Below are 23,756 nucleotides of genomic sequence, written 5' to 3'. Positions count from 1 at the left end.
AATATGAAGTTTAGTAAATTACTTTTAATAGCGTTAAGCATTTCATTATTCGTTTCTTGTTCGAGCGACGACGATGACACTCCAAAAGGTGCTTATGACAATGGTTTTTTTATTTTGAATGAAGGAAGTTCAAACGTTGGTTCTGTTTCATTTTCAAGTGATGATTTCACTACTTTCACAAAAGACGCTTATACAGCTGAAAACGGAAGCGATTTAATTGGGAAATTTGTTCAAAATATCTTTTTTGACGGAGATAAAGCATACATCATTTCTGGTGGATCTAATGTGATTAACGTTGTAAATCGTTACACTTTTAAATTAATTGCAAAAATCGATTCTGGACTTGCAAATCCAAGATACGGTGTTACAAAAGATGGAAAAGCTTACGTAACAAATGCAAATACTTATTCGTATATCAATCCAACAACTGGAGATACTGATGATTATGTTGCTGTAATTAACTTGGCTACAAATAAAGTAGAATCAAAAATTGAACTAAACGCAACTGCAAACAGATTGATTTTAGAAAACGGTAAATTATACATTACAGAACCAAACAGCAGCAGCAAATTATTGATTGTAAATATCGCTACAAAAGCAATTGAAACTGTTGAAGTTGGTTACAGCGCAGATTGTTTAGAAGAAGAAAACGGTACTTTATACATCTTAAGAGCTCCTTATTCTGGAAGCGGCGAACTTGTAAAAGTTAAAATGTCTGATAAATCTGTTTCTAAAATTGCTTTCCCAGCTGGAACTGGTTTTATGGATATTGAAGATAAAACAATTTACTATACAGCCGGAAGTTCAGTTTACGCAATGGCAATCGACGCAACTGTCGCTTCTACGAATGCAATTACAACAACTCCTGCTGGATACATCTACGGATTTGCAGTAAACGACAAGCGTATTTTTGTTGCAGATGGCGGAAATTTCACAGCAGACAGCAAAGCTTATGTCTACAACTTAACTGGAACTTTATTAAAAGAATTAACTGTTGGCGTAGGACCAAATGGTTTTTACTTCAACGATTAATTTTAGAATTAGTTATTTGTTTTTTAATAGAAAAGGCTTTCACAAATGTGAAAGCCTTTTTTTAATATATTTTAAATTAATGCTTAAAATGCTTTTGGAGCTGTTTTAAGATACATTCCATGTCTCAATCCGTTTAAGATTTTTGAGTCTGTTACATAAGGACGTAAAGGTTCAGAATCTGTTTGGATTTTCTTAGCCGCATTTCCAGTGATTTTCGAAATAGCATTACTTAGCAAAGGTTCTGTCGCCTCTCCTAAAACACCGTAATTCAAAACTGATTCATATTGTTGGTAAGTTGGCACCAAACCTTGTGTATAATCTCCAAAATTAGCAGAATTTGTAATTTTAAGAACCAAAGGTTGCATTGCATATTTATGATTTGGATTGATTCCTTTTTTAGTCGTCAAAGTTTCTGAATCATAAACAGTGAAAGATCCAACATTTTTCCCAACTGTAGTTTCTCCAATTTGAACAACATTAATATAAGGTTTTAAGCCATTAATGATTAATTCACTTGCCGAAGCCGTACTTGCAGTTGTAATAACGTAAACAGTAGTCATATTTAAGCTGTTTAAATTTTTAACAAATCTTACATTCAAATCTTCCATATCTGCTGCAGACAAACCTTGCATTTGTTTGCTATTGAAAGTCATTTTCGAGAAAATCTGCGTATCAAATTGACCTGTAATCATACTAGCCAATTTAGCAGACGTTGCAATAGAACCTCCTCCATTATAACGAAGATCTAGAATAAAATCGGTAACGCCTTGTCCTTTCAATGTACCAAAAGCTTGATTCAATCGGTCGTCATATTCAGAATAAAAACCGTTGTACATTAAATAACCAATTTTATGACTTCCAGAAACAAAAACTTTATTGATAAAAATTGGATTTTCTTCTAAAACAGTTTTTGTCAAAGCAACTGATTTTCCATTCAAAACAAATGCACTTCCGTTATAATCTGCTAAGTTCAAAGTATAACTGTCACTATTTATCAATAACGACTCGTAATTAGAAACCGTCAGTTTAGTTCCGTTAACGCTTGTAAACAAATCACCACGTTTGATTGCTTTTGTTGAAGCATCAGAATTTGGAATAATATAACGAACATATCCAACCAAATCATTTGATCCTGAAGCAACTCGGCTTAATCTAAAATCAACTCCATTGTTTTTTGATATTCCGCTTAATTCTTGTTCCAAAACAGTATAATCATCAACAATCCAGCTGAAACGGTCAATTGCGTCTCCGTTTGGATATTTGCTTTCTGGTTTATTCAATAAATCTTCAAATAAATCTTCTGGTTTTGCATAACCTTTCAAAAAGTTATTGAAATCATTTTCAGTCGCAAAACGATTATCAGCTAAATTAGGAACATCAGCCTGCCATAAATAAACTGCGTTTAATCCTTTCCAGATAAAACTATTAATCTGCACATCTGCTGGAGCGGCAACATCATCATTATCTTCACATGATTGTAAAGAAAAAGCGAATAAAAAAAGAAAAAGTGCACTCTTTAAAATTGTTTTCATATCGTTTGGTTTCTATATTCTATAAACGTAAAAGTAGTATCTTTAGTTTTAGCTTTATCATAAAAGCAGTATTTTTTTTACATATAAAAAATTTTTCTTTTTTGTTGTAACAAATAGAATTGTGTCTCGTCTTGAATATATAAGCTAACGATTAACCATCAGATAATGAACCAAGTTGTATTTATAGAATTAATAAATCCTTTTAAAGACAAAGTTTTTCGTCTGGCAAAAAGATTGCTCACAAGTACTGAAGAAGCAGAAGATGCCACACAGGAAGTAATGGTGAAATTATGGAACAAAAAAGAAAGCCTACAAAGCTTTAATAGTGTTGAAGCACTAGCTATGACAATGACCAAAAATTATTGTCTGGATCAGTTAAAATCTAAAAGAGCCAGTAATCTTCAAATTGTTCATAATAATTTTACAGATCGTGAGCCAAGATTAGATAAAAAAATTGAAGATGAAGATACTTTAGAATGGGTTGAAAAAATTATAAACGATATGCCCGAACAAATGCAACTGTTAATTCAACTCCGGGATGTCGAACAATATGAATTTGAAGAAATAGCCAAAATCGTCAATATGAACGAAACCGCTATTCGGGTGGCACTTTCGAGAGCAAGAAAAAAAATTAGAGAATCAATGACAAATACACACCTTTATGGAACCAAATAAAATAGAAGATATATTAGAAAAATACTTTGAGGGAGAAACTTCTATTGCTGAAGAAAATCAATTGAGAGAATACTTTTCTTCACCAAATGTTGCGCAGCATTTGGAGCAATACAAACCAATGTTTGGCTATTTCTCTCAAGCAAAAGAACAGAAGTCGACGCATGAGATTCCACTACAAACTAAGAAACGCAACGTAGCGTGGTTATCTATTGCTGCCTCAGCTGTTGTTTTACTGGGAATTGGAACCTACTTTTTCGTAAGCGAACAAAAAGATACCACTGCAGTAGCTTCGCAAACAGAATTAGGAACCTACGATGATCCCGAAGAAGCGCTAAAAGCAACTCAAAAGGCTTTGGCATTATTATCAAACAATGTTAATGTAGGTATCGAAAGTGTACATTACATTAAAGAATACGAACAATCAAAAAACAAAATTTTTAAACAGTAATTAAATTCAATAAAAATGAAAAATTTCATCATAACTCTAGTTTTCGCATTCGTTACAAACGTTTTTTATGCACAAGGTGCTTTTGACAAATTTGACGGTCAAGACGATGTAACTTCTGTAATCGTAAACAAAAAAATGTTCGATTTAATGAGTAAAGTAAAAGTTGATGCTTCTGATAAAGAAACACAGCAATATATTTCACTTATTAAAAAATTGGATTATTTAAAGGTGTTTACCACTAAAAACCCAAAAATCGAAGCCGACATGAAAGCTTCTGCCGATAAATACATCAAAACTGCCGGTCTTGAAGAATTAATGCGAGTAAATGATAGCGGCAAAAACGTCAAAATCATGGTAAAATCTGGCGCAAGCGACACGCAAATTAAAGAATTACTAATGTTTGTTGACGGTGCAAAAAACGACGAGACGGTTTTATTATCTCTAACAGGTAATTTTGACTTGAACGAAATCTCTGTTTTAACAGACAAAATGAATCTTCCAGGCGGTACAGATTTAAAGAAAGCTTCTAAAAACAAAAAATAACATGAAAGCGACTGTTTTTATCTCGACCTTATTCTTCTTACTGACTTTGGTAAGCTGTAATTCTGAACCTACGCTTCAAAAATATTTTGTTGAGAATTCGGAGAAAAAAGATTTCATTGCCTTAGACGTTTCTCCAAATATTTTAAATGTTGATAAAACAAAATTATCAGCTGAACAAAATGAAGCTTTAAATTCTTTTGATAAAATGAATATTCTAGCTTTTAAAGCGGATAAAAATAATCAGGCTGAGTTTGAAACAGAAAGAACAAAGGTAAAAGCCATTTTAAAAGATTCGAAATATCAGGAATTAATGAAATTTGGCTCAGGCAAAGACGGTGCTTCTGTAAGCTATGTTGGAAGCGATGATAATATTAAAGAATTTGTCATTTTTGCCAACAGAAAAGAAAATGGTTTTGCTGTAGTTAGAGTTTTAGGCGAAGACATGAACCCTAATAATATCATGACTTTAATGTCGATTTTACAAAAATCAAAAATAGACATGGAGCAGTTGAAACCTTTACAAGAATTGCTTAAAAAATAAAAACATCTTATTTATAATTAAGAAAGCTCCAAAATTGGAGCTTTTTTGTTTTTTAAAATATTCCACATAGTATATCTGTAGAGACGCACCACAGTGCGTCTTATGCGCAACAGAAATAAATACCGGACGTAGACGCACTGCGGTGCGTCTCTACGGAAAATTGGAATGATTTTCAAATTACCTTTAAAAACAAAAAAAAGATTCTAAAAAATAGTATTTTTCTTATTTTTAAAATCAACTAATTATAAAAATATGGGAAAAACATTTTACGACTTCAATTTAAGTTTTCTAATATGGCAAGTATTAACCGTTCTTTTTTGGATTGCTGTAATTTATTTACTCTACAAAATCTATAAAAAGAAATAAATTAATTCTAATCACACACCGCACATCTGTAGAGACGCACCGCAGTGCGCCTTATGCGCAACAGAAATAAATATTGGACGTAGACGTACTGCGGTGTGCCTCTACAGAAAATTGGGACTAATTTCAAATTAACCCAAAAACAAAAGGGCTCCAATAAAAATTGAAGCCCTTCCTTATAATAGAATCTGAGATTATTTACTCAAATACATTTTTCTTCTAGAGTACAATTCGTAGAATTGATCGTCTTTCAAGTCATCAATAAACAAGATACTTTCTCCTGTCGATTTCATTTCTGGTCCTAACGCTTTGTTTACGTTCGGGAATTTACTGAAAGAGAAAACAGGTTGTTTGATTGCATAACCGTTTAATTTCGGGTTGAAATCAAAATCAGTTACTTTATTGTGACCCAACATTACTTTTGTAGCGTAGTTTACATAAGGTTCTCCATAAGCTTTTGCAATAAACGGAACCGTTCTAGAAGCTCTTGGGTTTGCCTCGATGATGTAAACTGTATCATCTTTAATTGCAAACTGAATATTGATTAAACCAACCGTTTTTAAAGCTCTAGCAATTTTATGCGTATGATCTTTAATTTGCTGCATCACAAATTCTCCTAAGTTGAAAGGAGGCAATGTTGCGTTACTATCTCCAGAGTGAACTCCACAAGGCTCGATGTGCTCCATAATTCCAATGATGTACACATTTCCATCAGCATCACAGATTGCATCAGCTTCAGCTTCGATTGCTCCAGCTAAATAGTGGTCTAAAAGTAATTTGTTTCCTGGAATTGCTTTCAACAAGTCGATAACGTGCTCTTCTAATTCTTTTTTGTTGATCACAATTTTCATTCCCTGACCTCCTAATACATAAGAAGGACGAATTAAAAGTGGGAAATCTAAAGTATCCGCTAATTTTGAAGCTTCATCAGCAGTTTCAGCGATTCCGAATCTTGGGAAAGGAATATTTAACTCAGTCAATAAGTCTGAGAAACGTCCTCTATCTTCTGCTAAGTCAAGTGCGTCAAAACTAGTTCCGATGATTTTTACACCGTATTTAGATAATTTATCTGCTAATTTAAGTGCTGTCTGACCACCTAACTGAACAATTACACCTTCTGGTTTTTCGTGTTGAATAATGTCATAAATATGCTCCCAGAAAACTGGCTCGAAGTACAATTTATCAGCCGTATCAAAGTCAGTAGAAACCGTTTCAGGATTACAGTTAATCATGATCGTTTCGTAACCGCATTCTTTAGCTGCTAAAACTCCGTGTACACAAGAGTAATCAAACTCAATTCCTTGTCCAATTCGGTTTGGTCCAGAACCTAAAACGATCACTTTCTTTCTATCTGTTACGATACTTTCGTTGTCTACAAAACGTTCTCCATTTGCTTTTTCAATTTCAGCCTCAAATGTTGAGTAGTAATAAGGTGTTTTTGCTTTAAACTCTGCCGCACAAGTATCAACTAGTTTGAAAACACGGTTGATGTTCATATTTGTACGTAAAGTATGCACTTCGCTTTCCAAACAGCTCATCATGTGAGCTAATTGTCTGTCTGCGAAACCTTTTTGTTTTGCTTCAAGCAATAATTCTTTTGGAAGGTCTGCAACTTTGTAGTTTGAGATTTCTTTTTCTAAAGTATAAAGCTCTTCATATTGTCTCAAGAACCACATATCGATTCTTGTAATTTCATGAATGGTGCTCAATGGAATTCCCATTGCAATTGCATCGTAGATTACGAAAACTCGATCCCAACTTGCATAAGTCAGTTTCTCGATAATTTGTTCGTAATTTTTATACCCTTTTCCGTCAGCACCTAAACCATTTCTCTTAATCTCTAAAGATTGAGTTGCTTTGTGAAGTGCCTCTTGGAAAGAACGTCCAATTCCCATAACCTCACCTACAGATTTCATCTGAAGACCTAAAGTTCTGTCTGAACCTTCAAATTTATCGAAGTTCCAACGTGGTATTTTTACGATTACATAATCTAAAGTTGGTTCGAAAAGAGCCGAAGTAGATTTTGTAATTTGGTTTTGTAATTCATCTAAGTTGTATCCTAAAGCTAATTTCGAAGCAATTTTAGCAATTGGGTAACCCGTTGCTTTTGATGCTAAAGCAGAAGAACGAGATACACGAGGATTGATCTCGATTGCTACGATATCTTCTTTTTCGTCTGGCGAAACTGCGAATTGTACGTTACATCCTCCAGCAAAATTTCCGATACTTCTCATCATTAAGATAGCGTAGTCACGTAATTTTTGGAAAGTTGTATCTGATAATGTCATCGCTGGCGCAACTGTAATCGAATCTCCAGTATGGATTCCCATTGGATCCATATTTTCGATAGAACAGATAATTACAACGTTGTCATTTTTATCTCTTAAAAGCTCTAACTCGTATTCTTTCCATCCCATTAAAGCTTTATCAATTAAAACTTCGTGAATTGGAGAAGCTTCTAGTCCGCGAGTTAAAAGCTCATCAAAATCTTCTTTTTTGTAAACCACAGCCGCTCCAGTTCCTCCTAGCGTAAATGAAGGACGAATTACAAGCGGGAAACCAAATTCCTGAGCAATTTCTTTTCCTTCTAAGTAAGAAGTAGCCGTTTTTGCAGGTGCAGTTGGCACATTAATTCTTTCTAAAAGCTGTTTAAACTGCTCTCTGTCCTCAGTAATATTAATTGCGTTAACATCAACACCGATTAATTTTACTCCGAAATCTTGCCAGATTCCTTTTTCTTCAGCTTCCAAACACAAGTTCAAAGCAGTCTGACCTCCCATTGTTGGTAAAACCGCATCAATTTGTGGATGTTCCTTAAGAATTTCAATAATCGATTTTGTCGTTAAAGGTTTCAAATAAATATGATCGGCCATAGATGGGTCGGTCATAATAGTCGCTGGGTTTGAGTTAATCAAGATAACCTCAATTCCTTCTTCACGAATCGAACGAGCAGATTGTGATCCTGCATAATCAAATTCGCAAGCTTGGCCAATAACAATAGGTCCTGAACCTATAATTAAAACTGATTTTATTGATGTGTCTTTAGGCATTTTTTATGTATTGTGTAGTTATTTACGATTTTAAAAAACTGTTCTAGTACGCTATAAACTAGAAAGTTGAGAAAATTTTTACCGACAAGGTATAAAAAAAGGCGATACTAAAAAAGTAATCGCCTTATGTATGTTTATACAAACATTATTTTTTGTGTCTAGGCTCGCTAGAAACAGTTAATTTATGTCTTCCTTTTGCTCTTCTACGCGCTAGAACTTTTCTTCCATTCGCAGAAGCCATTCTGTCCATAAATCCGTGCTTATTTCTTCTTTTTCTTTTCGATGGTTGAAATGTTCTTTTGCTCATTGCTTTGTATCTTTAAAAATGGTATCTATTAACTCTTTATTATGGCTTTGGATATCGTTATTCAAAAACCGAGTGCAAATATACAAAGACTTTTTTTTCTGGCAAGCACTTTTATAAAAATATTTTTAATTCCTTTTACTATCTTTGCAATCACAAATTTACATTAATTATGTTTCACAAAAATATTAAACTTATTTTGGCCGGACTTCTTGTAGTGGCGGGCATTTGGCAATTTACAGAAAGTAATATCGGGAATGGCGTTTTCCTTATTTTATTAACTGCAATTCCAATTTTTCTTTATTTTAAAAACGAATTCATCCTTTTAGCCTTCCTTAAATTAAGAAAACAAGACTTTGAAGGCGCTAATAAATGGTTATCATATATCAAAAATCCGGAAGGTGCATTAGTTAGAAAACAACAAGGATACTTGAATTATTTACAAGGTATCATGTTATCTCAGACTAATATCAACCAAGCAGAGAAACATTTTAAAAAAGCAATCGAGCTTGGACTATCAATGGATATGGATTTAGCTGTAGCTAAATTAAACCTTGCAGGAGTTGCAATGTCACGCAGAAGAAAGCTTGAAGCTACTAATTTATTAAACGAAGCTAAAAAATTAGACAAGCAAGGAATGCTGAAAGAGCAAATCACGATGATGAAAGAACAAATGAAGAAAATCTAAATTTTCTAAATTACAATATTATAAATCCCAAATTCCAAAAAGGAGTTTGGGATTTTTTTTATTATTTAAGGGAATCAATACGTGGCACAAATTTCACTTCCGAAATAACCATTTTATTAATTTCTTTTAGATCTATTTTCTTATTTGTTTTAACAAATTGGAGATTAAGCTTAATTCTTTCTAATGTTTCTCCAAAAGACCAAAATTGATTAGGGCCGGAAAAACCATGAATCTTAACCTTTCTACATTCTTCTTTGTTCTTTAATACAAATGCGTTCGTCTCCCCATCATCAACTTGACTTTCATAAGTTTCATTTTTAGGAAAAGTTATAGTATCTAATATATTTTGTATTCTCTCTTTCTGATCTTTATTCAAAATTGCAAAAGAAGTTTCTTCTTTAAATCCATATGAATCTACGCAGTAAAGTGTATCTGAAGAATTAAACTTCAAATAATAAGATTCATGGATATTCCATTTAAAGAAAGTAAAATCGTAATCTTTCTTTGGAGATTTACATCCTACCAAAATTAACACCAAAACAATTATACTAATTCTCATATTTTCTTCATGAATTACTTTGTAGAGCCACTTGCGATCCTTCGACTTCGCTCAGGAGGACAAGCATGATGTTTACTCTACGTACATCTTTGTCAAAGATTTGGAATTTGGAATTTTTAAAATTGGAATTTTATTTTAACTAATCCTCCAATATAATAGAAGGTAGATTCTCATTCAGCCATTTATATTTATTAAGAATCATAATATGAGTTCCTCCTTTGACTAAAATACATTTATCAATATATTTAATTGGAAAAACGTCATCTTTATCTCCATGAATATGAATTACATTTTCGTCAATTTTATCTCGATCCCAAAGAATTACGCTTTCTACAGCCCATTGCAAATAGCCTAAATCACGAACCGACAAAAATTTCTCGTAAAGTTTGATTCTTTTATTGACTTTTTCTCCAAAAGAAAATTTAGCTAACTTTTCAATATTCAAAATTAATTGCATCGGAATTAGTTTGTAAGCTTTTGTTCGCTTCCCTATTTTCATTCTTCTAGGAAATTCAAGATTACTTCTAACACTAGAAATAACAATTACTTTTCTCGTTTTAATGTGTTTGGAAATTTCTTGCACCAGAATTCCACCAAAAGAAACACCTATTAAAACCGGATTTTCATCTTTTATTTTTTCACTAATTCTAAGCGCGTAATCCGATAAAGATTCTTTTTGCTTTGGAATTTCCCATTCTAAAAGATGTGTTTCAAAAATAGTTTCATCCAATTTTATTCTTTCAAAAATAGATGAACTTGCCGCCAGACCTGGCATAAAATAAACTGGAATTTTACTCATAACATTCAAATGAAATTACCATTGCGATATTTATTTTAAAAAAAATAAAGTTACCTTTTTAATTTCATGATAATCAAATTTCAGACCTAATTATTATAGTAAATCAAAAAAAATCAAATTAGAAACAATTGTTTAAAGTTTACATCTTGAAAAAATAATTTATTATTGAAAATCAAATGATTACCTTTGCATTTCGGAGTTTTTCTGCTTTTAATAAGTTATAAAGAATTTTCTTTCAGAATTATTTCGTTTCCCAAATTCACCATTTACCAATAATCTAACAAATAAATTATGGAAGCTTCTGCAACTATGGAAATCAAGGACAATACTTTTGCACGCCAATTTGAAACTGTCATTCCTGAAGGAATGTTGGCAGTTGAATATTCATTTCAAGAAAAGAAAATCTTTTTGACAAAAATCAACAAACCAGAATCTTACGAAAACGAAGAGACAATAAACACCTTACTTAAAAACGTTTTGGATTTAAGTGCCGAAAAAAACTACAGAGTGGTTCCTATTCACCCAAAAATCGTTTCGTTTTTCAAAAAAAATCCTAGATACAAAGAACTTCTTCCTCCAGGAATTAGAATCTAAAAATCTCCAATAATACGGAGCCACAATCCTCCGATTACCATATAGATAAGAAGCATAGTCAAACCGGTTACAAGCCCTTTTACCCACCAGCTTTTTAAGTCAACATAGCCGCTCCCAAAGAATACGGGTGCCGGACCATGACCATAATGCGTTAAAGTTCCGTAAAGCGAACCTATAAAGCCAAGCATAAAAGCCAATAACAATCCCGGAATTCCCAACGAAACCCCAACTCCTAGCAAAGCCGCATACATTGCTGCTACGTGCGCCGTTGCACTAGCAAAAAGATAATGGCTAAAGAAATAAACCAAAACAATTATAGGAAAAGCCATTTGCCAGCTTAATCCGCCAATTTGTGCTTTTACCAAATCACTAAACCAGGCAATAAAACCTAATTCATTAAGCGAACTGGCCATCATTACTAAAACTGAAAACCATACTATAGTATCCCAAGCTCCTTTTTCGGCTTTGACATCATCCCAAGTTAAAACTGAAGTTAAAAGTAAAATCACCAATCCGATGAAAGCTGTTGTTGTCGCATCGATTGAAAATAAATCTCCCGTCATCCAAAGAAAAAGCAGAATAAAGAACGTCAAAAGCATCATCCATTCATTTCTAGTTATGGCTCCCATTTCTTTTAATTTTTCTCTGGCAATCTGCGGAGCATCACCTGTCTTTTTTAATTCTGGCGGATAAATTTTATATAACACAAACGGAATTACAAAAAAAGCACACAATCCTGGAACAATTGCCGCAACTGCCCAAGACATCCAAGTAATTTTAATCCCTAAATTCAAAGCAAATTTTTGACACATCGGATTACTGGCAGTTCCAGTCAAAAACATAGACGATGCAATCAAATTCATATTATAACTATTCAAAGTCAAATACGAACCTAATTTTCTATGCGTTTCTGGCTGATCTGGCATAGAACCAAAACTCATTGACATAGATTTCATGATAGGATAAATAATTCCTCCTCCTCTAGCGGTATTACTTGGAACGGCCGGCGCCAGAACCAAATCGGCTAAACCTAGACCATAAGCCAATCCTAGAGAACTTTTTCCAAATATTCTAATGAACAGAAAAGCAATTCTGTTTCCTAAACCTGTTTTTATAAAACCTCTCGCAATAAAGAATGAAATTCCAATCAGCCAGATTACTTTATCCCCAAAACCTTTTAATGCCAACGTAATGGATTTGCCCGGATCTCCTGGCGCTAAAACCTGTGTAAAAGCCGTCAAAGCAATTGCAATCATACACATTGTTCCCATTGGAGCTGCCTTTAGAATAATTCCTAAAATGGTTGCCACAAAAATAGCAAACAGGTGCCAAGCTTCAATAACAACGCCATTTGGAGCTGGAATAAGCCAAATTGCAATTCCAACAGCAAGCGTAATCAAGGTTTGAGGAATCTGTACTTCTTTCATAATAAAGGATTTTTATATTAATTAAAGTCGGAGCTGTAATTGGATTAAAAATAATTCATCATTATAAGTCGATGAATCAGGCACATTTCTATCAAATCGATCAATTTCAAATCCCATCTCGATTCGGCCTGTGTAGGCTTTTCCAAATTCTAAACTGATCATTGGCGTATAAGTCTGCCTTACATTTGAATTTACTTTATAACTTGGATCAAAAGTTTCGTAACGACATGACAATTCAAATGCGGTTAATTTTTTATAATTTACTATATATCTTAAATTAGGCAGGAAATAAACACCTCGCATTTGATAATTAGAAACGTCTCCCACTCTATTTTCTGCAGGAAGAGAAAAGTATAAATTATGATTGGTTCCTTGTTTGTATTCAATTTGAAGATCAAAACTCATTCGGTCTGTCAGTTTAAAGTCACTGGTTATATCTGCTCCAACAGCAAAAACATTTTCTTTGAACACTTTTCCGAAACCACCGTTTAAACCCAGATTTATTTTATGCTCTTTTGATAATTCGAAAACCCAGCGTGTAGAATACTGTTTGCCGTTATCTTTATCCATTTCAACATTTTTTCCATTTCCATTTAAAACAGAAACCGCATAATTCACAGGAATTTTACCAATATCAAAAGCTCCGGTTGCCGAAGCTCCAATCTGGAAACTGGTCCAGCCATTTTTTCCAAATTCATAATATTGGTTGGAAAAATCGAAAGATTTAATGATATCAACCGGAACAAGCTCTTCTATACCGAATGCCGGACGAAACTGACCTCCTGTTAAAGCAATGTATTTACTAAAAGTATATTTTCCATAGGCATTTTCAAGAACTTTACCCTTGGTATCTGATTTGAAATCGGCTAAATTGACTAGGATTACAACTTCTGTAGCTTCGCTCAATTTTGTATTTAAACCGACACGCATTCTTTTAATATCAAAAGACTGCTGTGTAACATCTCCCGTAGAATGATGAACTCCTAAAACATCAACATTATCGCCAAAGCTTTCCAGATATCTTGCCTGCAAAAGCCCTTTGATCTGATATTGTGGGTATTTCACTTCATCTTCTTTTTTTTCTCCATCATTTACATCAATTTGAGCTTGAAGATAAATTGGAGACAGAAAGAAAAAAATAATCGGAACTAGTAGAATTTTACTCATAGACTTCAAATAGATAAAATGTTATTTTTATACAACTGAATTCAAAATCAGCATTACACTTTCCGAGAATCAGAAAGCCAACTACTTACAGTCAACACGAAATGGGATTACTAAAATAACAAAAAAATGCGTGGCCTGTAAAAAAAATTGCATTAAAATTCTGTTATCAAAAAAACCAAATAAAAAAGGCACAAGAATTAACTTGTGCCTTTTCAGTTATTTAAGTCGAAAAAATTACTTTTCTATTTCTCTCATAGAATCCATTTTTTTATGAGCAAGGAAACCTGCCACATCTTCGAAATGTTCTTTTACTCGTTTATTTCCGAATTCAAAAACCTTAGTTGCTAATCCGTCAAGGAAATCACGGTCGTGAGAAACTAGAATTAATGTTCCGTCAAAATCACGTAAAGCATCTTTGATAATATCTTTGGTTTTCATATCCAAGTGGTTTGAAGGCTCATCCAGAATCAACAAGTTAACTGGCTCCAACAATAATTTGATCATTGCCAAACGTGTTTTCTCTCCTCCAGAAAGCACTTTTACTTTTTTAGTAATATCGTCTCCCTGGAACATGAAAGCTCCTAAAATATTTTTGATCTGCGTTCTGATATCTCCAACTGCAATACTATCGATGGTTTCAAAAATAGTTGCATTTTCATCTAAAAGCGCTGCTTGATTTTGAGCAAAATATCCAATTTGGGCATTATGTCCGATATCAACACTTCCAGAATCAACACCGATTTCTTTCATGATTGCTTTAATCATGGTAGATTTTCCTTCACCATTTTTTCCAACGAAAGCTACTTTTTGGCCACGTTCAATTACGATGTTCGCATCTTTAAATACAACATGATCTCCATAAGATTTAGACATTTCTTTCACAATAACCGGATATTGTCCAGAACGTGCAGCCGGTGGGAATTTTAATCGTAATGCAGAAGTATCTACTTCATCAACTTGAACGATTTCTAGTTTTTCCAACATTTTCACACGTGACTGAACCGCGTCTGTTTTAGAGAAAGTTCCTTTGAAACGCTCAATAAATGCACGATTTTCTGCAATCATTTTTTGTTGTTCATCATAAGCTTTTTGCTGATGAATACGACGATCTTTTCTTAATTCTAAGTAATGTGTATATTTTGCTTTATAATCGTAGATTCTTCCCATTGTAACCTCGATAGTACGATTTGTAATATTATCAACAAACGCTCTATCGTGAGAGATTACTACAACTGCTTTTGCCTGATTCAATAAGAAATCTTCTAACCATTGAATACTTTCGATATCCATGTGGTTTGTAGGCTCATCCAGCAAAATTAAATCCGGTTTTCTTAAAAGAATTTTAGCCAATTCGATACGCATTCTCCAACCTCCTGAAAATTCAGAAGTTTGACGCGTAAAATCTTCACGTTCAAAACCTAAACCAACTAAAATCTTCTCAACTTCAGCTTCATAATTCACTTCTTCGATTGCATAAAATTTCTCGCTTAAGTCAGAAACTCTCTCGATTAATTTCATGTATTCGTCACTTTCATAATCGGTACGAACTGTCAATTGTTCATTGATTTCGTCGATTTCAGCTTTCATTTTAAAAATCTCACTGAATGCTTTTGAAGCTTCTTCCATAACAGTAGCTCCATCTTCAGTTAACAAATGCTGAGGCAAATAAGCCACTACAGCCTCTTTTGGAGCCGAAATGCTTCCAGTTGAAGGTTTGTTTACACCAGCAATTATTTTCAAAAGTGTAGATTTTCCTGCACCATTTTTACCCATAAGGGCAATTTTATCATTTTCATTAATAGCAAAAGAAACATCGCTAAAAAGTGTAGTTCCACCAAACTGAACCGAAATATCGTTAACTGTAATCATTTGTTTTTTCTGTGAATTTGTTTTATTGGTTCATCGTTTAATCGACTGCCCTTTTTTTTGTGCTGCAAAGATAGATTTAATTAGATAATGTGCCAATTTGAAAATTAGATAATTTTGAGAATCTGTTAATTTGAGAATGTGACAATTAGATATTTTTTTAAACCTGTTTAAAAATTGAAACCTAACCCATTTTCTCTTGTTTCAAAATTTTAATCTTACCTTGTATAGAAATTTATAAATCAGCAAAATATGAAAGCGAAATTAAAACTGACCGTTTACTTAATTACGGGATTATTATTTGGAATTTCTGCGAATGCACAAAAAACTGTAATTAAAAAGGAAGCACTACCGGCAAATGCTCAAACTTTCCTAAAAACTCATTTTGGATCAAAAAAGCCGAGCTACATATTAGAAGACAAAGAAATGTTTTCTACAGAATACAAAGTTCAATTTGACAAACAGCTTGAAATCGAATTTGACAAAAAAGGAAACTGGAAAGAAGTGGACGGCAAAAACGAAAAAATACCAAAATCTATTATCCCGAAAAAGATTGCTTCATACATCAAGACCAATTTTCTTAAAGAAAAAGTAACCAAAATAGAAATAGGAACTTCAGGTTACGAAACAAAACTGACTAATGGTTTAGAATTGAAATTTAACCTGAAAGAGGATTTTATCAAAATAGACAAATAAGTTGAATTTGAAAATTAGAAAATTCTCAAAAAATTAAATACAACAAAACCCGACAGGTTCCAAAAACCTATCGGGTTTAAAAATTATCTAATTATCAAATTGACTAATTATCTAATTTAGTCTTTTCTCCATTTTTTTGTTTCTTCGAAAATATGTTCCATAATAGCCGCTTCCGTAGCATCGAACTCTATATTTCTTCTTGACATTACTAAACGAGCCGTTTCAAAAGCTTTTTTAGTTACGTAAGTTGTAAAACCTGCTGCTCCGCCCCAAGAGAAACTTGGAACAAAATTTCTTGGAAATCCTGAACCAAAAATATTAGCGCTTACACCAACAACGGTTCCAGTATTAAACATCGTATTGATACCGCATTTACTGTGATCTCCCATCATTAAACCGCAAAACTGAAGTCCTGTTTTTGCAAAACCTTCTGTTTCGTAGCTCCATAATTTTACTTCTTCGTAATTATTCTTTAAGTTCGAATTATTAGAATCAGCGCCAATATTACACCATTCACCTAAAACAGAATCTCCTAAAAACCCTTCGTGTCCTTTATTCGAATTAGCAAAAAGAACAGAATTTTTAACCTCTCCTCCTATTCGAGATCCAGGCCCGACAGTTGTCGCACCATAAACTTTAGCCGACATTTTCACCATTGCATTTTCGCATAAAGCAAAAGGTCCTCGAATTACAGTCCCTTCCATTATCTCGGTATTTTTACCTATATATATAGGACCGTTTGAAGCATTCAAAGTCACGAACTCTAATTTCGCACCTTCTTCAATAAATATATTTTCTGGAGCAATTACATTTACGCTTTTAGGAATTGGCTGTGATTTTCTATCCTCTGTTAAAAAATCAAAATCCTGACGTATTGCAGCGTCGTTTTTAGAGAAAATATCCCAAGTATGTTCAATTGTAATACAATCATCGTTGTATTGAATGATTTCATAAGAATCAAAATCGACTTCCTCTTGATTTTCGCTTGCAAAAAATGCTATAACATCTTCACCTTTAAAAATGGCTTGATTTTCTGTTAAATTAGAAACCATCTCTGCAAGAGTATCATTTGGCAAATACGCTGCGTTGATCATTACATTTTCTTCCATTTCAACCATTGGAAATTTTTCGGACAAATATTCTTCGGTAATTGTAGTAATTGTAGAACCTAAACGTCTTTCCCATTTTTGACGAATAGTCATAATTCCAACCAAAATATCAGCCACTGGTCGTGTAAAAGTAAAGGGCAATAATGCATTCCGAACGGGACCGTCGAAAAGAATGTAGTTCATAAATAATTGAGTGTTTGTTAAAATATTGATTTGGTTACCTAAGGCCAAAGTTACAAATATTTTACGGGTTTCATTTAAAACCACTTTAACGAAAAGTAATATTTAACGCATAAAAAAAGCCTTCCAGAAATTGGAAGGCTTTTGTATAATTTTAAACAGCTATTATTTTTTAGCGTGTTTAGCGTATTTAGTTTTGAATTTATCAATACGTCCTGCAGTATCAATAAGTTTAGATTTACCAGTATAAAAAGGGTGAGATGTTCTAGAAATCTCCATTTTTACAACTGGATACTCAACTCCGTCAACTTCAATTGTTTCTTTTGTATCTGCAGTAGATTTAGTGATAAAAACGTCATCATTAGACATGTCTTTAAATGCAACTAATCTGTAATTTTCTGGGTGAACTCCTTTTTTCATCTTTTCTTTTTATTTATTGTTTAAAGCACTTTCATTTCGAAGCTTTTTCATGGTTAGAAAAAGGTATAAATAAATAATGCTCCTTTTTGTTTAAAAATTTAATTATTTTTGAGTGTGCAAATTTACAATTCTTTTTTAATAAACAAACAGTTAGCTCACTTTTTTTTAGTTTATTTCGAAAAGCTTTTTTTATATCCGATTATACAGGGAATTACTATATTTGTGAACTAATTAAATATAACTTTATGGATGTAAAAATATCTCCTGCAAAGTCAGGAACCCCTTATGGTGTTTTGTTCGGTGTTATAATGATTCTAGAATTTGTCGTTATGTATGTAATTGGCATGAAATCTCTAGTTAATTCAAGTTTTGGAATAATTGTCAATTTGGCTAATTATTTGGTTTTACCAATTTTGTTTATCTTTTTAGGATGCAACCAATACAAACAAAAAGTTAACAACGGTTTTATTTCTCTTTCAGAATGCCTAAAAACAGGTATTTCCATAACAGTATTAGCTGCCGTAATCTATGCAGCATTCAATGTTATTTTTAATTTAATATTTCCTGATTTCGTTAATGAAATGCTTGACATCACAAAAAGCGAAATGATTTCAAAAAACCCACAGATGACTGCAAAAGAGTTGGAAATGGGACTTAGCATGGTAAAAAAATTCATGAATCCATTCATTGTATTTCCAGTTACCATTGTTATGTATGCATTAATCGGTTTAATATACTCCTTAATAATAGGAGCAATCGTTAAAAACGAAAAACCTTAATAAAAAAAAGTCTACAATAAAATATAAATGAATTTATCTATACTTATACCGCTTCTAAACGAGGAGGAATCACTTAAAGAACTCTACACATGGATTATTAAAGTGATGCAATCTAACAATTACTCTTATGAAATCATTTTTGTAGATGATGGTAGTACAGATAATTCTTGGCAGATTATTGAGGGTTTTTCTAATGAAAATCCGAATGTAAAAGGCATTCGTTTCATGAAAAATTTTGGTAAATCTCAAGCTTTACACGCTGGTTTCGCAAAAGCAAAAGGTGATGTTATCATTACTATGGATGCCGATTTGCAAGACAGTCCAGATGAGATTCCAGAATTGTATGAAATGATTACAGCTCAGAAATACGATTTGGTTTCTGGCTGGAAAAAGAAACGTTATGATTCTGTTGTAGCAAAAAATCTTCCTTCAAAATTATTTAACTGGGCAGCTAGAAAAACTTCTGGAGTTGAATTAAATGATTTCAATTGCGGATTAAAAGCGTACAAAAATGTAGTTGTTAAAAACATTGAAGTTTCTGGCGAAATGCATCGCTACATTCCTGTTCTGGCTAAAAATGCTGGATTCGGAAAAATTGGCGAAAAAGTGGTCATTCATCAAGCTAGAAAATATGGTGAAACTAAATTCGGAATGGAACGTTTCATAAACGGTTTTCTAGATTTAATTACCATCTGGTTTTTATCACGTTTCGGAAAAAGACCCATGCATTTATTTGGAGCAATAGGTTCTATCATGTTTATTATCGGATTTTTATCTGCAGGATATATTGGAGTTTCAAAACTATACCACATGTACAACGGAATGAAGTATAGTTTGGTAACAAATAACCCATGGTTTTATATTGCCTTAACAACAATGATTTTAGGAACCCAGCTTTTCTTGGCTGGATTTTTAGGCGAAATAATTTTAAGAACTAAGAACAACGAAGAACGTTACAAAGTATCACGTGAAGTGAATTTTTGACACCAATCAGGAAAAAATAATCTTTTTGAGTCAAAGTAAACTTTGAAGAAAAACTATCTTTATTTAAAATATAAAAGAAATTTACATGAACATTGCACCTAATATTTTAAGCGCAGTAAACGAATGGTTGACACCAACATTCGACCAAGAAACACAGGCTGCCGTTAAAGAATTAATGACAACTTCTCCAAAAGAACTTGAAGAAAGTTTTTATAAAAATCTAGAATTTGGAACTGGAGGTATGCGTGGCGTTATGGGCGTTGGAAACAACAGAATCAACAAATATACTCTTGGAAAAAACACTCAAGGACTATCTGATTATCTGCATAAAGTTTTTCCAAACGAGCCTTTAAAAGTAGTTATTGCTTACGATTGCCGTCATAACAGCAACACATTAGCAAAAACTGTTGCAGATGTTTTCTCAGCAAACGGAATTCAAGTTTATTTGTTTTCTGATTTAAGACCAACTCCAGAATTGTCTTTTGCACTTAAATATTTGAAATGCCAATGCGGAATTGTTCTAACTGCATCTCACAATCCACCAGAATACAATGGATATAAAGTATACTGGCAAGATGGAGGTCAAATTGTCCCTCCTCAAGATAAAGAAATTGTCAATGTAATTGAAAGCTTGAGCTACGATAAAATCAAATTCAATGCGAATGAAAGTTTGATTCAATATATTGATACTGAAATCGACAAAGAATTTGTAAAATCTTCAATTGAAAATGCAAGTTTTAACACTCCAGCTGAAGCAAAAGACAATCTTCACATTGTTTTCACTTCATTGCACGGAACTTCTATAAAATCTATTCCAGATGTTTTATCTCAAGCTGGATATAAAAATGTACACATTGTTCCTGAACAAGCTGTACCAGATGGAAATTTCCCAACTGTAAAATCTCCAAACCCAGAAGAACCAGAAGCGCTGACAATGGCTCTGGCTTTGGCAGACAAAACAGATTCTGATATTGTTGTTGGTACAGACCCTGACTGTGACCGTTTAGGAGTTGCTGTTCGTAACAACGATGGCAAAATGATTTTACTTAACGGAAACCAAACTATGGTTTTAATGACTTCTTTCTTATTGAAACAATGGAAAAAAGCTGGTAAAATTAACGGAAAACAATTTGTAGGTTCAACAATTGTTTCCACGCCAATGATGATGGAATTAGCAAACAGTTATGGCGTTGAATGCAAAGTTGGATTAACTGGCTTTAAATGGATTGCCAAAATGATTGTAGATTTCCCAGAACTTCAATTTATTGGAGGTGGTGAAGAAAGTTTCGGTTTTATGGTTGGTGATGCTGTTAGAGATAAAGATGCCGTTGCTGCTACTTTATTAATTTGCGAAGTTGCTGCACAAGCAAAAGCTGCGGGAAGCTCTGTTTATAAAGAACTTTTACAACTTTATGTTGAAAATGGTTTCTACAAAGAACACTTGGTTTCTTTAACTAAAAAAGGGATGGAAGGTTTAGAAGAAATCAATCAGATGATGATTAATTTACGTGAAAATCCTTTGAAAGAAATTAATGGACAAAGAGTTATTATGGTTGAAGATTATCAATCATCAAAAGCCTTAAATCTATTAACAAATGAAGAAAGTACGATGGATATGCCAAAATCTAACGTATTAATCTACTACACAGAAGATGGATCTAAAATCTGCGCAAGACCAAGCGGAACTGAACCTAAAATTAAATTCTACATCAGCGTAAATGCTGCAATAGAATCTGTTTTAGAATTTGACGAAGCAGAAAAATTCTTAGATGACAAAATCAAGAATATCATTGCAGACATGCAATTGAGTTAATTCTTCAATACATTTTCAATTATGCAGACAGTTCGTGCATAATTGAAAAACTAGATTATAACGAACTCTGATTTACATTATTAAAATGCAAGTCAGAGTTTTTTTTATAAAAAAAAGCAAAAAGAAATTGAAAACACCTGAATTGGATTAATTTTGTGCAGTGAAAATTGCTTATCAAATAATTAAATATTTAGAAAAGCCTTCAACCCAAAAAGAAAATAACATCAAAAAAAATAAATGAGTAATTTCAAAAAAATAGTTCCTTTTATATATCCTTATAAAAGATATGCATTCTTAAATATCTTTTTCAATATTTTGTATGCGCTTTTCAGCACACTTTCTTTTGTTGCTTTAATACCAATGCTTCAAGTACTGTTTGACCAAGCAAAAGAAAGAAAAACAAAACCTGTATTTCAAGGAATTTTAAAACTTCAGCAATATGGTGAAGACTATTTAAGCTATTATATTACCACCACAAAAAGCAATCACGATCCAGGCTATATCTTAGCCATAATGGTGACGATTATAATTTCAATCTTCTTATTAAAAAACTTAGCTGATTATTTGGCCATGTTTTTCATAACATTTTTGCGAAATGGGGTTTTAAAAGACATGCGAAATGCTATGTATAAAAAAACATTGGAACTTCCGTTAGCTTTTTATTCTGAAAAAAGAAAAGGAGATGTTATATCCAGAATTTCAGCTGATGTAAACGAAGTACAAAACTCGTTTTTAGCTATATTAGAGCTTATTGTAAAAGAGCCTTTAACAATCATCTTCACCATTACAACAATGTTGATTATCAGCACTAAATTAACATTATTCGTATTCATTTTTATTCCGATTTCCGGCTATATCATCTCTTTAATTGGAAAACAATTAAAAAAACAATCTACAAAAGCACAAGAAGAGCAAGGTACTTTTTTATCTACTATTGAAGAAACTATTGGAGGATTAAAAGTCGTAAAAGGATACAATTCTGAAAATTATTTCAATACTGTTTTCCAAAATTCAACTCAACGCTTTTTCAATTTATCAAATAAAATAGGAAACCGCCAGAACTTAGCTTCGCCCGCAAGTGAATTTATGGGAATTACTGTTATTGCCATTTTATTATGGTACGGAGGGCAAATGGTTTTGATTGACAAAACTCTAAGCGGACCTTCGTTTATTGCCTACATGGGACTGGCTTACAACATTCTTACTCCTGCAAAAGCAATTTCTAAAGCTTCTTATGGTGTAAAAAGAGGAAATGCGGCAGCAGAACGTGTTCTTGAAGTACTAGACCAAGAAAACACTATTGTTTCTAAAGAAAATGCAATCGAAAAAACGACATTTAATGATAATATCAGCGTTCAAAATATCAACTTTAAATATGAAGATGAAAATGTCTTAAAAGACTTTTCTCTTGATATTAAAAAAGGACAAACTGTTGCACTTGTTGGTCAGTCTGGAAGTGGAAAAAGTACAATCGCCAATTTATTGACTCGTTTTTATGATGTTACAGACGGTTCAATTTCTATAGACGGAATCAACATCAAAGATATGAGTCTTTACTCTCTTAGAGGCTTAATGGCATTGGTTACACAGGACATTATCTTATTTAATGATACGATTAAAGCTAATATCGCCTTAGGAAAATTAGATGCTACAGACGATGAAATTATCGAAGCATTAAAAATTGCCAATGCTTATGAGTTTGTAAAAGATCTTCCTAAAGGAATTTATACTAATATCGGAGACAGTGGAAACAAGCTTTCAGGCGGACAAAGACAACGTTTATCTATTGCTCGTGCAGTACTAAAAAACCCGCCAATTATGATTCTGGACGAAGCAACTTCAGCTTTGGATACAGAAAGTGAAAAATTCGTTCAGGTAGCGCTTGAAAACATGATGCAGAACAGAACATCTATAGTAATTGCGCATCGTCTTTCTACAATTCAAAAAGCAGATGTAATTGTCGTGATGCAAAAAGGAAAAATTGTAGAACAAGGAACTCACGAAGAATTAATTGCTCACAACGGAACTTATAATAAATTGGTTACGATGCAGTCTTTCGAATCGTAAATAAATATCCAGATAAAAGTTTTACACAGATTAAGGAAATATTAAAACTCAGTTTAATTTCTTTAATCTGTGTTTATTTTTATAACTTTAGGTTAGTTAAAGAATAAATCATTTAATCAC

At 32.9% G+C, this 23,756-nt stretch carries 22 protein-coding genes; 12 read left to right on the top strand and 10 right to left on the bottom strand.

What is annotated here, in order from left to right; all coding sequences use genetic code 11:
- Positions 1-3: 3 nt before the first annotated feature.
- Positions 4-1,032 (top strand): YncE family protein, encoded by a 1,029-nt coding sequence (locus tag HNP35_RS21725; protein WP_184167263.1) that lies wholly within the window; start codon positions 4-6, stop codon positions 1,030-1,032.
- An 83-nt stretch (positions 1,033-1,115) separates the two neighbouring features.
- On the opposite strand, the gene HNP35_RS21720 is transcribed toward HNP35_RS21725, so the two are convergent.
- A complete protein-coding gene (locus HNP35_RS21720) occupies positions 1,116-2,564 on the bottom strand; it encodes a S41 family peptidase (RefSeq protein ID WP_184167266.1) in 1,449 nt (482 codons plus the stop codon).
- A gap of 165 nt (positions 2,565-2,729) precedes the next feature.
- On the opposite strand from HNP35_RS21720, the gene HNP35_RS21715 reads away from it, so the two are divergent.
- Genes HNP35_RS21715 through HNP35_RS21700 form a run of 4 tightly spaced genes read left to right on the top strand, consistent with a single transcriptional unit; the run spans position 2,730 to position 4,771 of the window.
- Positions 2,730-3,239 carry an RNA polymerase sigma factor gene (locus HNP35_RS21715; protein WP_184167269.1) on the top strand — a complete coding sequence of 170 codons (510 nt, stop codon included), beginning with the start codon at positions 2,730-2,732 and terminating at the stop codon, positions 3,237-3,239.
- Entirely contained in the window at positions 3,226-3,687 is a 462-nt protein-coding gene (locus tag HNP35_RS21710; protein WP_184167272.1) for a hypothetical protein, read from the top strand. The genes HNP35_RS21715 and HNP35_RS21710 overlap by 14 nt, the downstream gene beginning before the upstream one ends.
- A 15-nt stretch (positions 3,688-3,702) precedes the next feature.
- Positions 3,703-4,230 carry a DUF4252 domain-containing protein gene (locus tag HNP35_RS21705; protein ID WP_184167275.1) on the top strand — a complete coding sequence of 176 codons (528 nt, stop codon included), beginning with the start codon at positions 3,703-3,705 and terminating at the stop codon, positions 4,228-4,230.
- Between the two features lies 1 nt (position 4,231).
- Entirely contained in the window at positions 4,232-4,771 is a 540-nt protein-coding gene (locus HNP35_RS21700) for a DUF4252 domain-containing protein (protein ID WP_184167278.1), read from the top strand.
- Between the two features lie 557 nt (positions 4,772-5,328).
- Here HNP35_RS21700 and carB read toward each other — a convergent pair.
- Positions 5,329-8,184 (bottom strand): carbamoyl-phosphate synthase large subunit, encoded by a 2,856-nt coding sequence (gene carB, locus HNP35_RS21695; protein ID WP_184167296.1) that lies wholly within the window; start codon positions 8,182-8,184, stop codon positions 5,329-5,331.
- 145 nt (positions 8,185-8,329) lie between these two features.
- The gene (gene rpmH, locus HNP35_RS21690; RefSeq protein WP_008464848.1) at positions 8,330-8,491 is read right to left on the bottom strand and encodes a 50S ribosomal protein L34; all 162 of its coding nucleotides are present in this window, start codon (positions 8,489-8,491) and stop codon (positions 8,330-8,332) included.
- 169 nt (positions 8,492-8,660) lie between these two features.
- Between rpmH and HNP35_RS21685 the strand changes: the two genes are divergently transcribed.
- Positions 8,661-9,176, top strand: a complete 516-nt coding sequence (locus HNP35_RS21685; RefSeq protein ID WP_184167299.1) for a DUF2892 domain-containing protein — start codon at positions 8,661-8,663, stop codon at positions 9,174-9,176.
- 61 nt (positions 9,177-9,237) lie between these two features.
- On the opposite strand, the gene HNP35_RS21680 is transcribed toward HNP35_RS21685, so the two are convergent.
- Both HNP35_RS21680 and HNP35_RS21675 read right to left on the bottom strand, forming a co-directional pair.
- Entirely contained in the window at positions 9,238-9,735 is a 498-nt protein-coding gene (locus tag HNP35_RS21680; RefSeq protein WP_184167302.1) for a hypothetical protein, read from the bottom strand.
- A gap of 139 nt (positions 9,736-9,874) precedes the next feature.
- The gene (locus HNP35_RS21675) at positions 9,875-10,534 is read right to left on the bottom strand and encodes an alpha/beta hydrolase (protein ID WP_184167305.1); all 660 of its coding nucleotides are present in this window, start codon (positions 10,532-10,534) and stop codon (positions 9,875-9,877) included.
- Positions 10,535-10,825: 291 nt separating this feature from the next.
- Between HNP35_RS21675 and HNP35_RS21670 the strand changes: the two genes are divergently transcribed.
- Positions 10,826-11,128 (top strand): GNAT family N-acetyltransferase, encoded by a 303-nt coding sequence (locus HNP35_RS21670; RefSeq protein ID WP_246453638.1) that lies wholly within the window; start codon positions 10,826-10,828, stop codon positions 11,126-11,128.
- Here HNP35_RS21670 and HNP35_RS21665 read toward each other — a convergent pair.
- The 3 genes from HNP35_RS21665 to HNP35_RS21655 form a co-directional block, all read right to left on the bottom strand.
- Positions 11,125-12,555: an anion permease gene (locus HNP35_RS21665; RefSeq protein WP_184167308.1), complete on the bottom strand. Its 1,431-nt coding sequence runs from the start codon at positions 12,553-12,555 to the stop codon at positions 11,125-11,127. The genes HNP35_RS21670 and HNP35_RS21665 overlap by 4 nt on opposite strands.
- A gap of 21 nt (positions 12,556-12,576) precedes the next feature.
- A complete protein-coding gene (locus tag HNP35_RS21660; protein ID WP_184167311.1) occupies positions 12,577-13,722 on the bottom strand; it encodes a porin in 1,146 nt (381 codons plus the stop codon).
- A gap of 234 nt (positions 13,723-13,956) precedes the next feature.
- A complete protein-coding gene (locus HNP35_RS21655) occupies positions 13,957-15,591 on the bottom strand; it encodes an ABC-F family ATP-binding cassette domain-containing protein (RefSeq protein ID WP_184167314.1) in 1,635 nt (544 codons plus the stop codon).
- A gap of 249 nt (positions 15,592-15,840) precedes the next feature.
- Here HNP35_RS21655 and HNP35_RS21650 point away from each other — a divergent pair, with 249 nt between their 5' ends.
- Positions 15,841-16,284, top strand: coding sequence for a PepSY-like domain-containing protein (locus HNP35_RS21650; RefSeq protein WP_184167317.1), 444 nt, complete (start codon positions 15,841-15,843; stop codon positions 16,282-16,284).
- Between the two features lie 116 nt (positions 16,285-16,400).
- On the opposite strand, the gene HNP35_RS21645 is transcribed toward HNP35_RS21650, so the two are convergent.
- The gene (locus tag HNP35_RS21645; protein ID WP_184167320.1) at positions 16,401-17,576 is read right to left on the bottom strand and encodes a GlmU family protein; all 1,176 of its coding nucleotides are present in this window, start codon (positions 17,574-17,576) and stop codon (positions 16,401-16,403) included.
- Between the two features lie 162 nt (positions 17,577-17,738).
- Positions 17,739-17,993 (bottom strand): type B 50S ribosomal protein L31, encoded by a 255-nt coding sequence (locus HNP35_RS21640; protein WP_007804523.1) that lies wholly within the window; start codon positions 17,991-17,993, stop codon positions 17,739-17,741.
- A gap of 245 nt (positions 17,994-18,238) precedes the next feature.
- On the opposite strand from HNP35_RS21640, the gene HNP35_RS21635 reads away from it, so the two are divergent.
- From HNP35_RS21635 to HNP35_RS21620, 4 genes are all read left to right on the top strand, one after another.
- Positions 18,239-18,772 (top strand): DUF4199 domain-containing protein, encoded by a 534-nt coding sequence (locus HNP35_RS21635; RefSeq protein WP_184167322.1) that lies wholly within the window; start codon positions 18,239-18,241, stop codon positions 18,770-18,772.
- A 27-nt stretch (positions 18,773-18,799) separates the two neighbouring features.
- Entirely contained in the window at positions 18,800-19,756 is a 957-nt protein-coding gene (locus HNP35_RS21630; RefSeq protein WP_184167325.1) for a glycosyltransferase family 2 protein, read from the top strand.
- Positions 19,757-19,841: 85 nt separating this feature from the next.
- A complete protein-coding gene (locus HNP35_RS21625) occupies positions 19,842-21,569 on the top strand; it encodes a phospho-sugar mutase (RefSeq protein WP_184167328.1) in 1,728 nt (575 codons plus the stop codon).
- Between the two features lie 237 nt (positions 21,570-21,806).
- A complete protein-coding gene (locus HNP35_RS21620) occupies positions 21,807-23,636 on the top strand; it encodes an ABC transporter ATP-binding protein (protein WP_184167331.1) in 1,830 nt (609 codons plus the stop codon).
- Positions 23,637-23,756 lie beyond the last annotated feature (120 nt).

The sequence above is a fragment of the Flavobacterium notoginsengisoli genome (assembly GCF_014207905.1).
Lineage (GTDB): Bacteria > Bacteroidota > Bacteroidia > Flavobacteriales > Flavobacteriaceae > Flavobacterium > Flavobacterium notoginsengisoli_A.
Note: the sequence above shows the minus strand (reverse complement) of the source record. Positions and strands in the feature narration are given on the sequence as shown.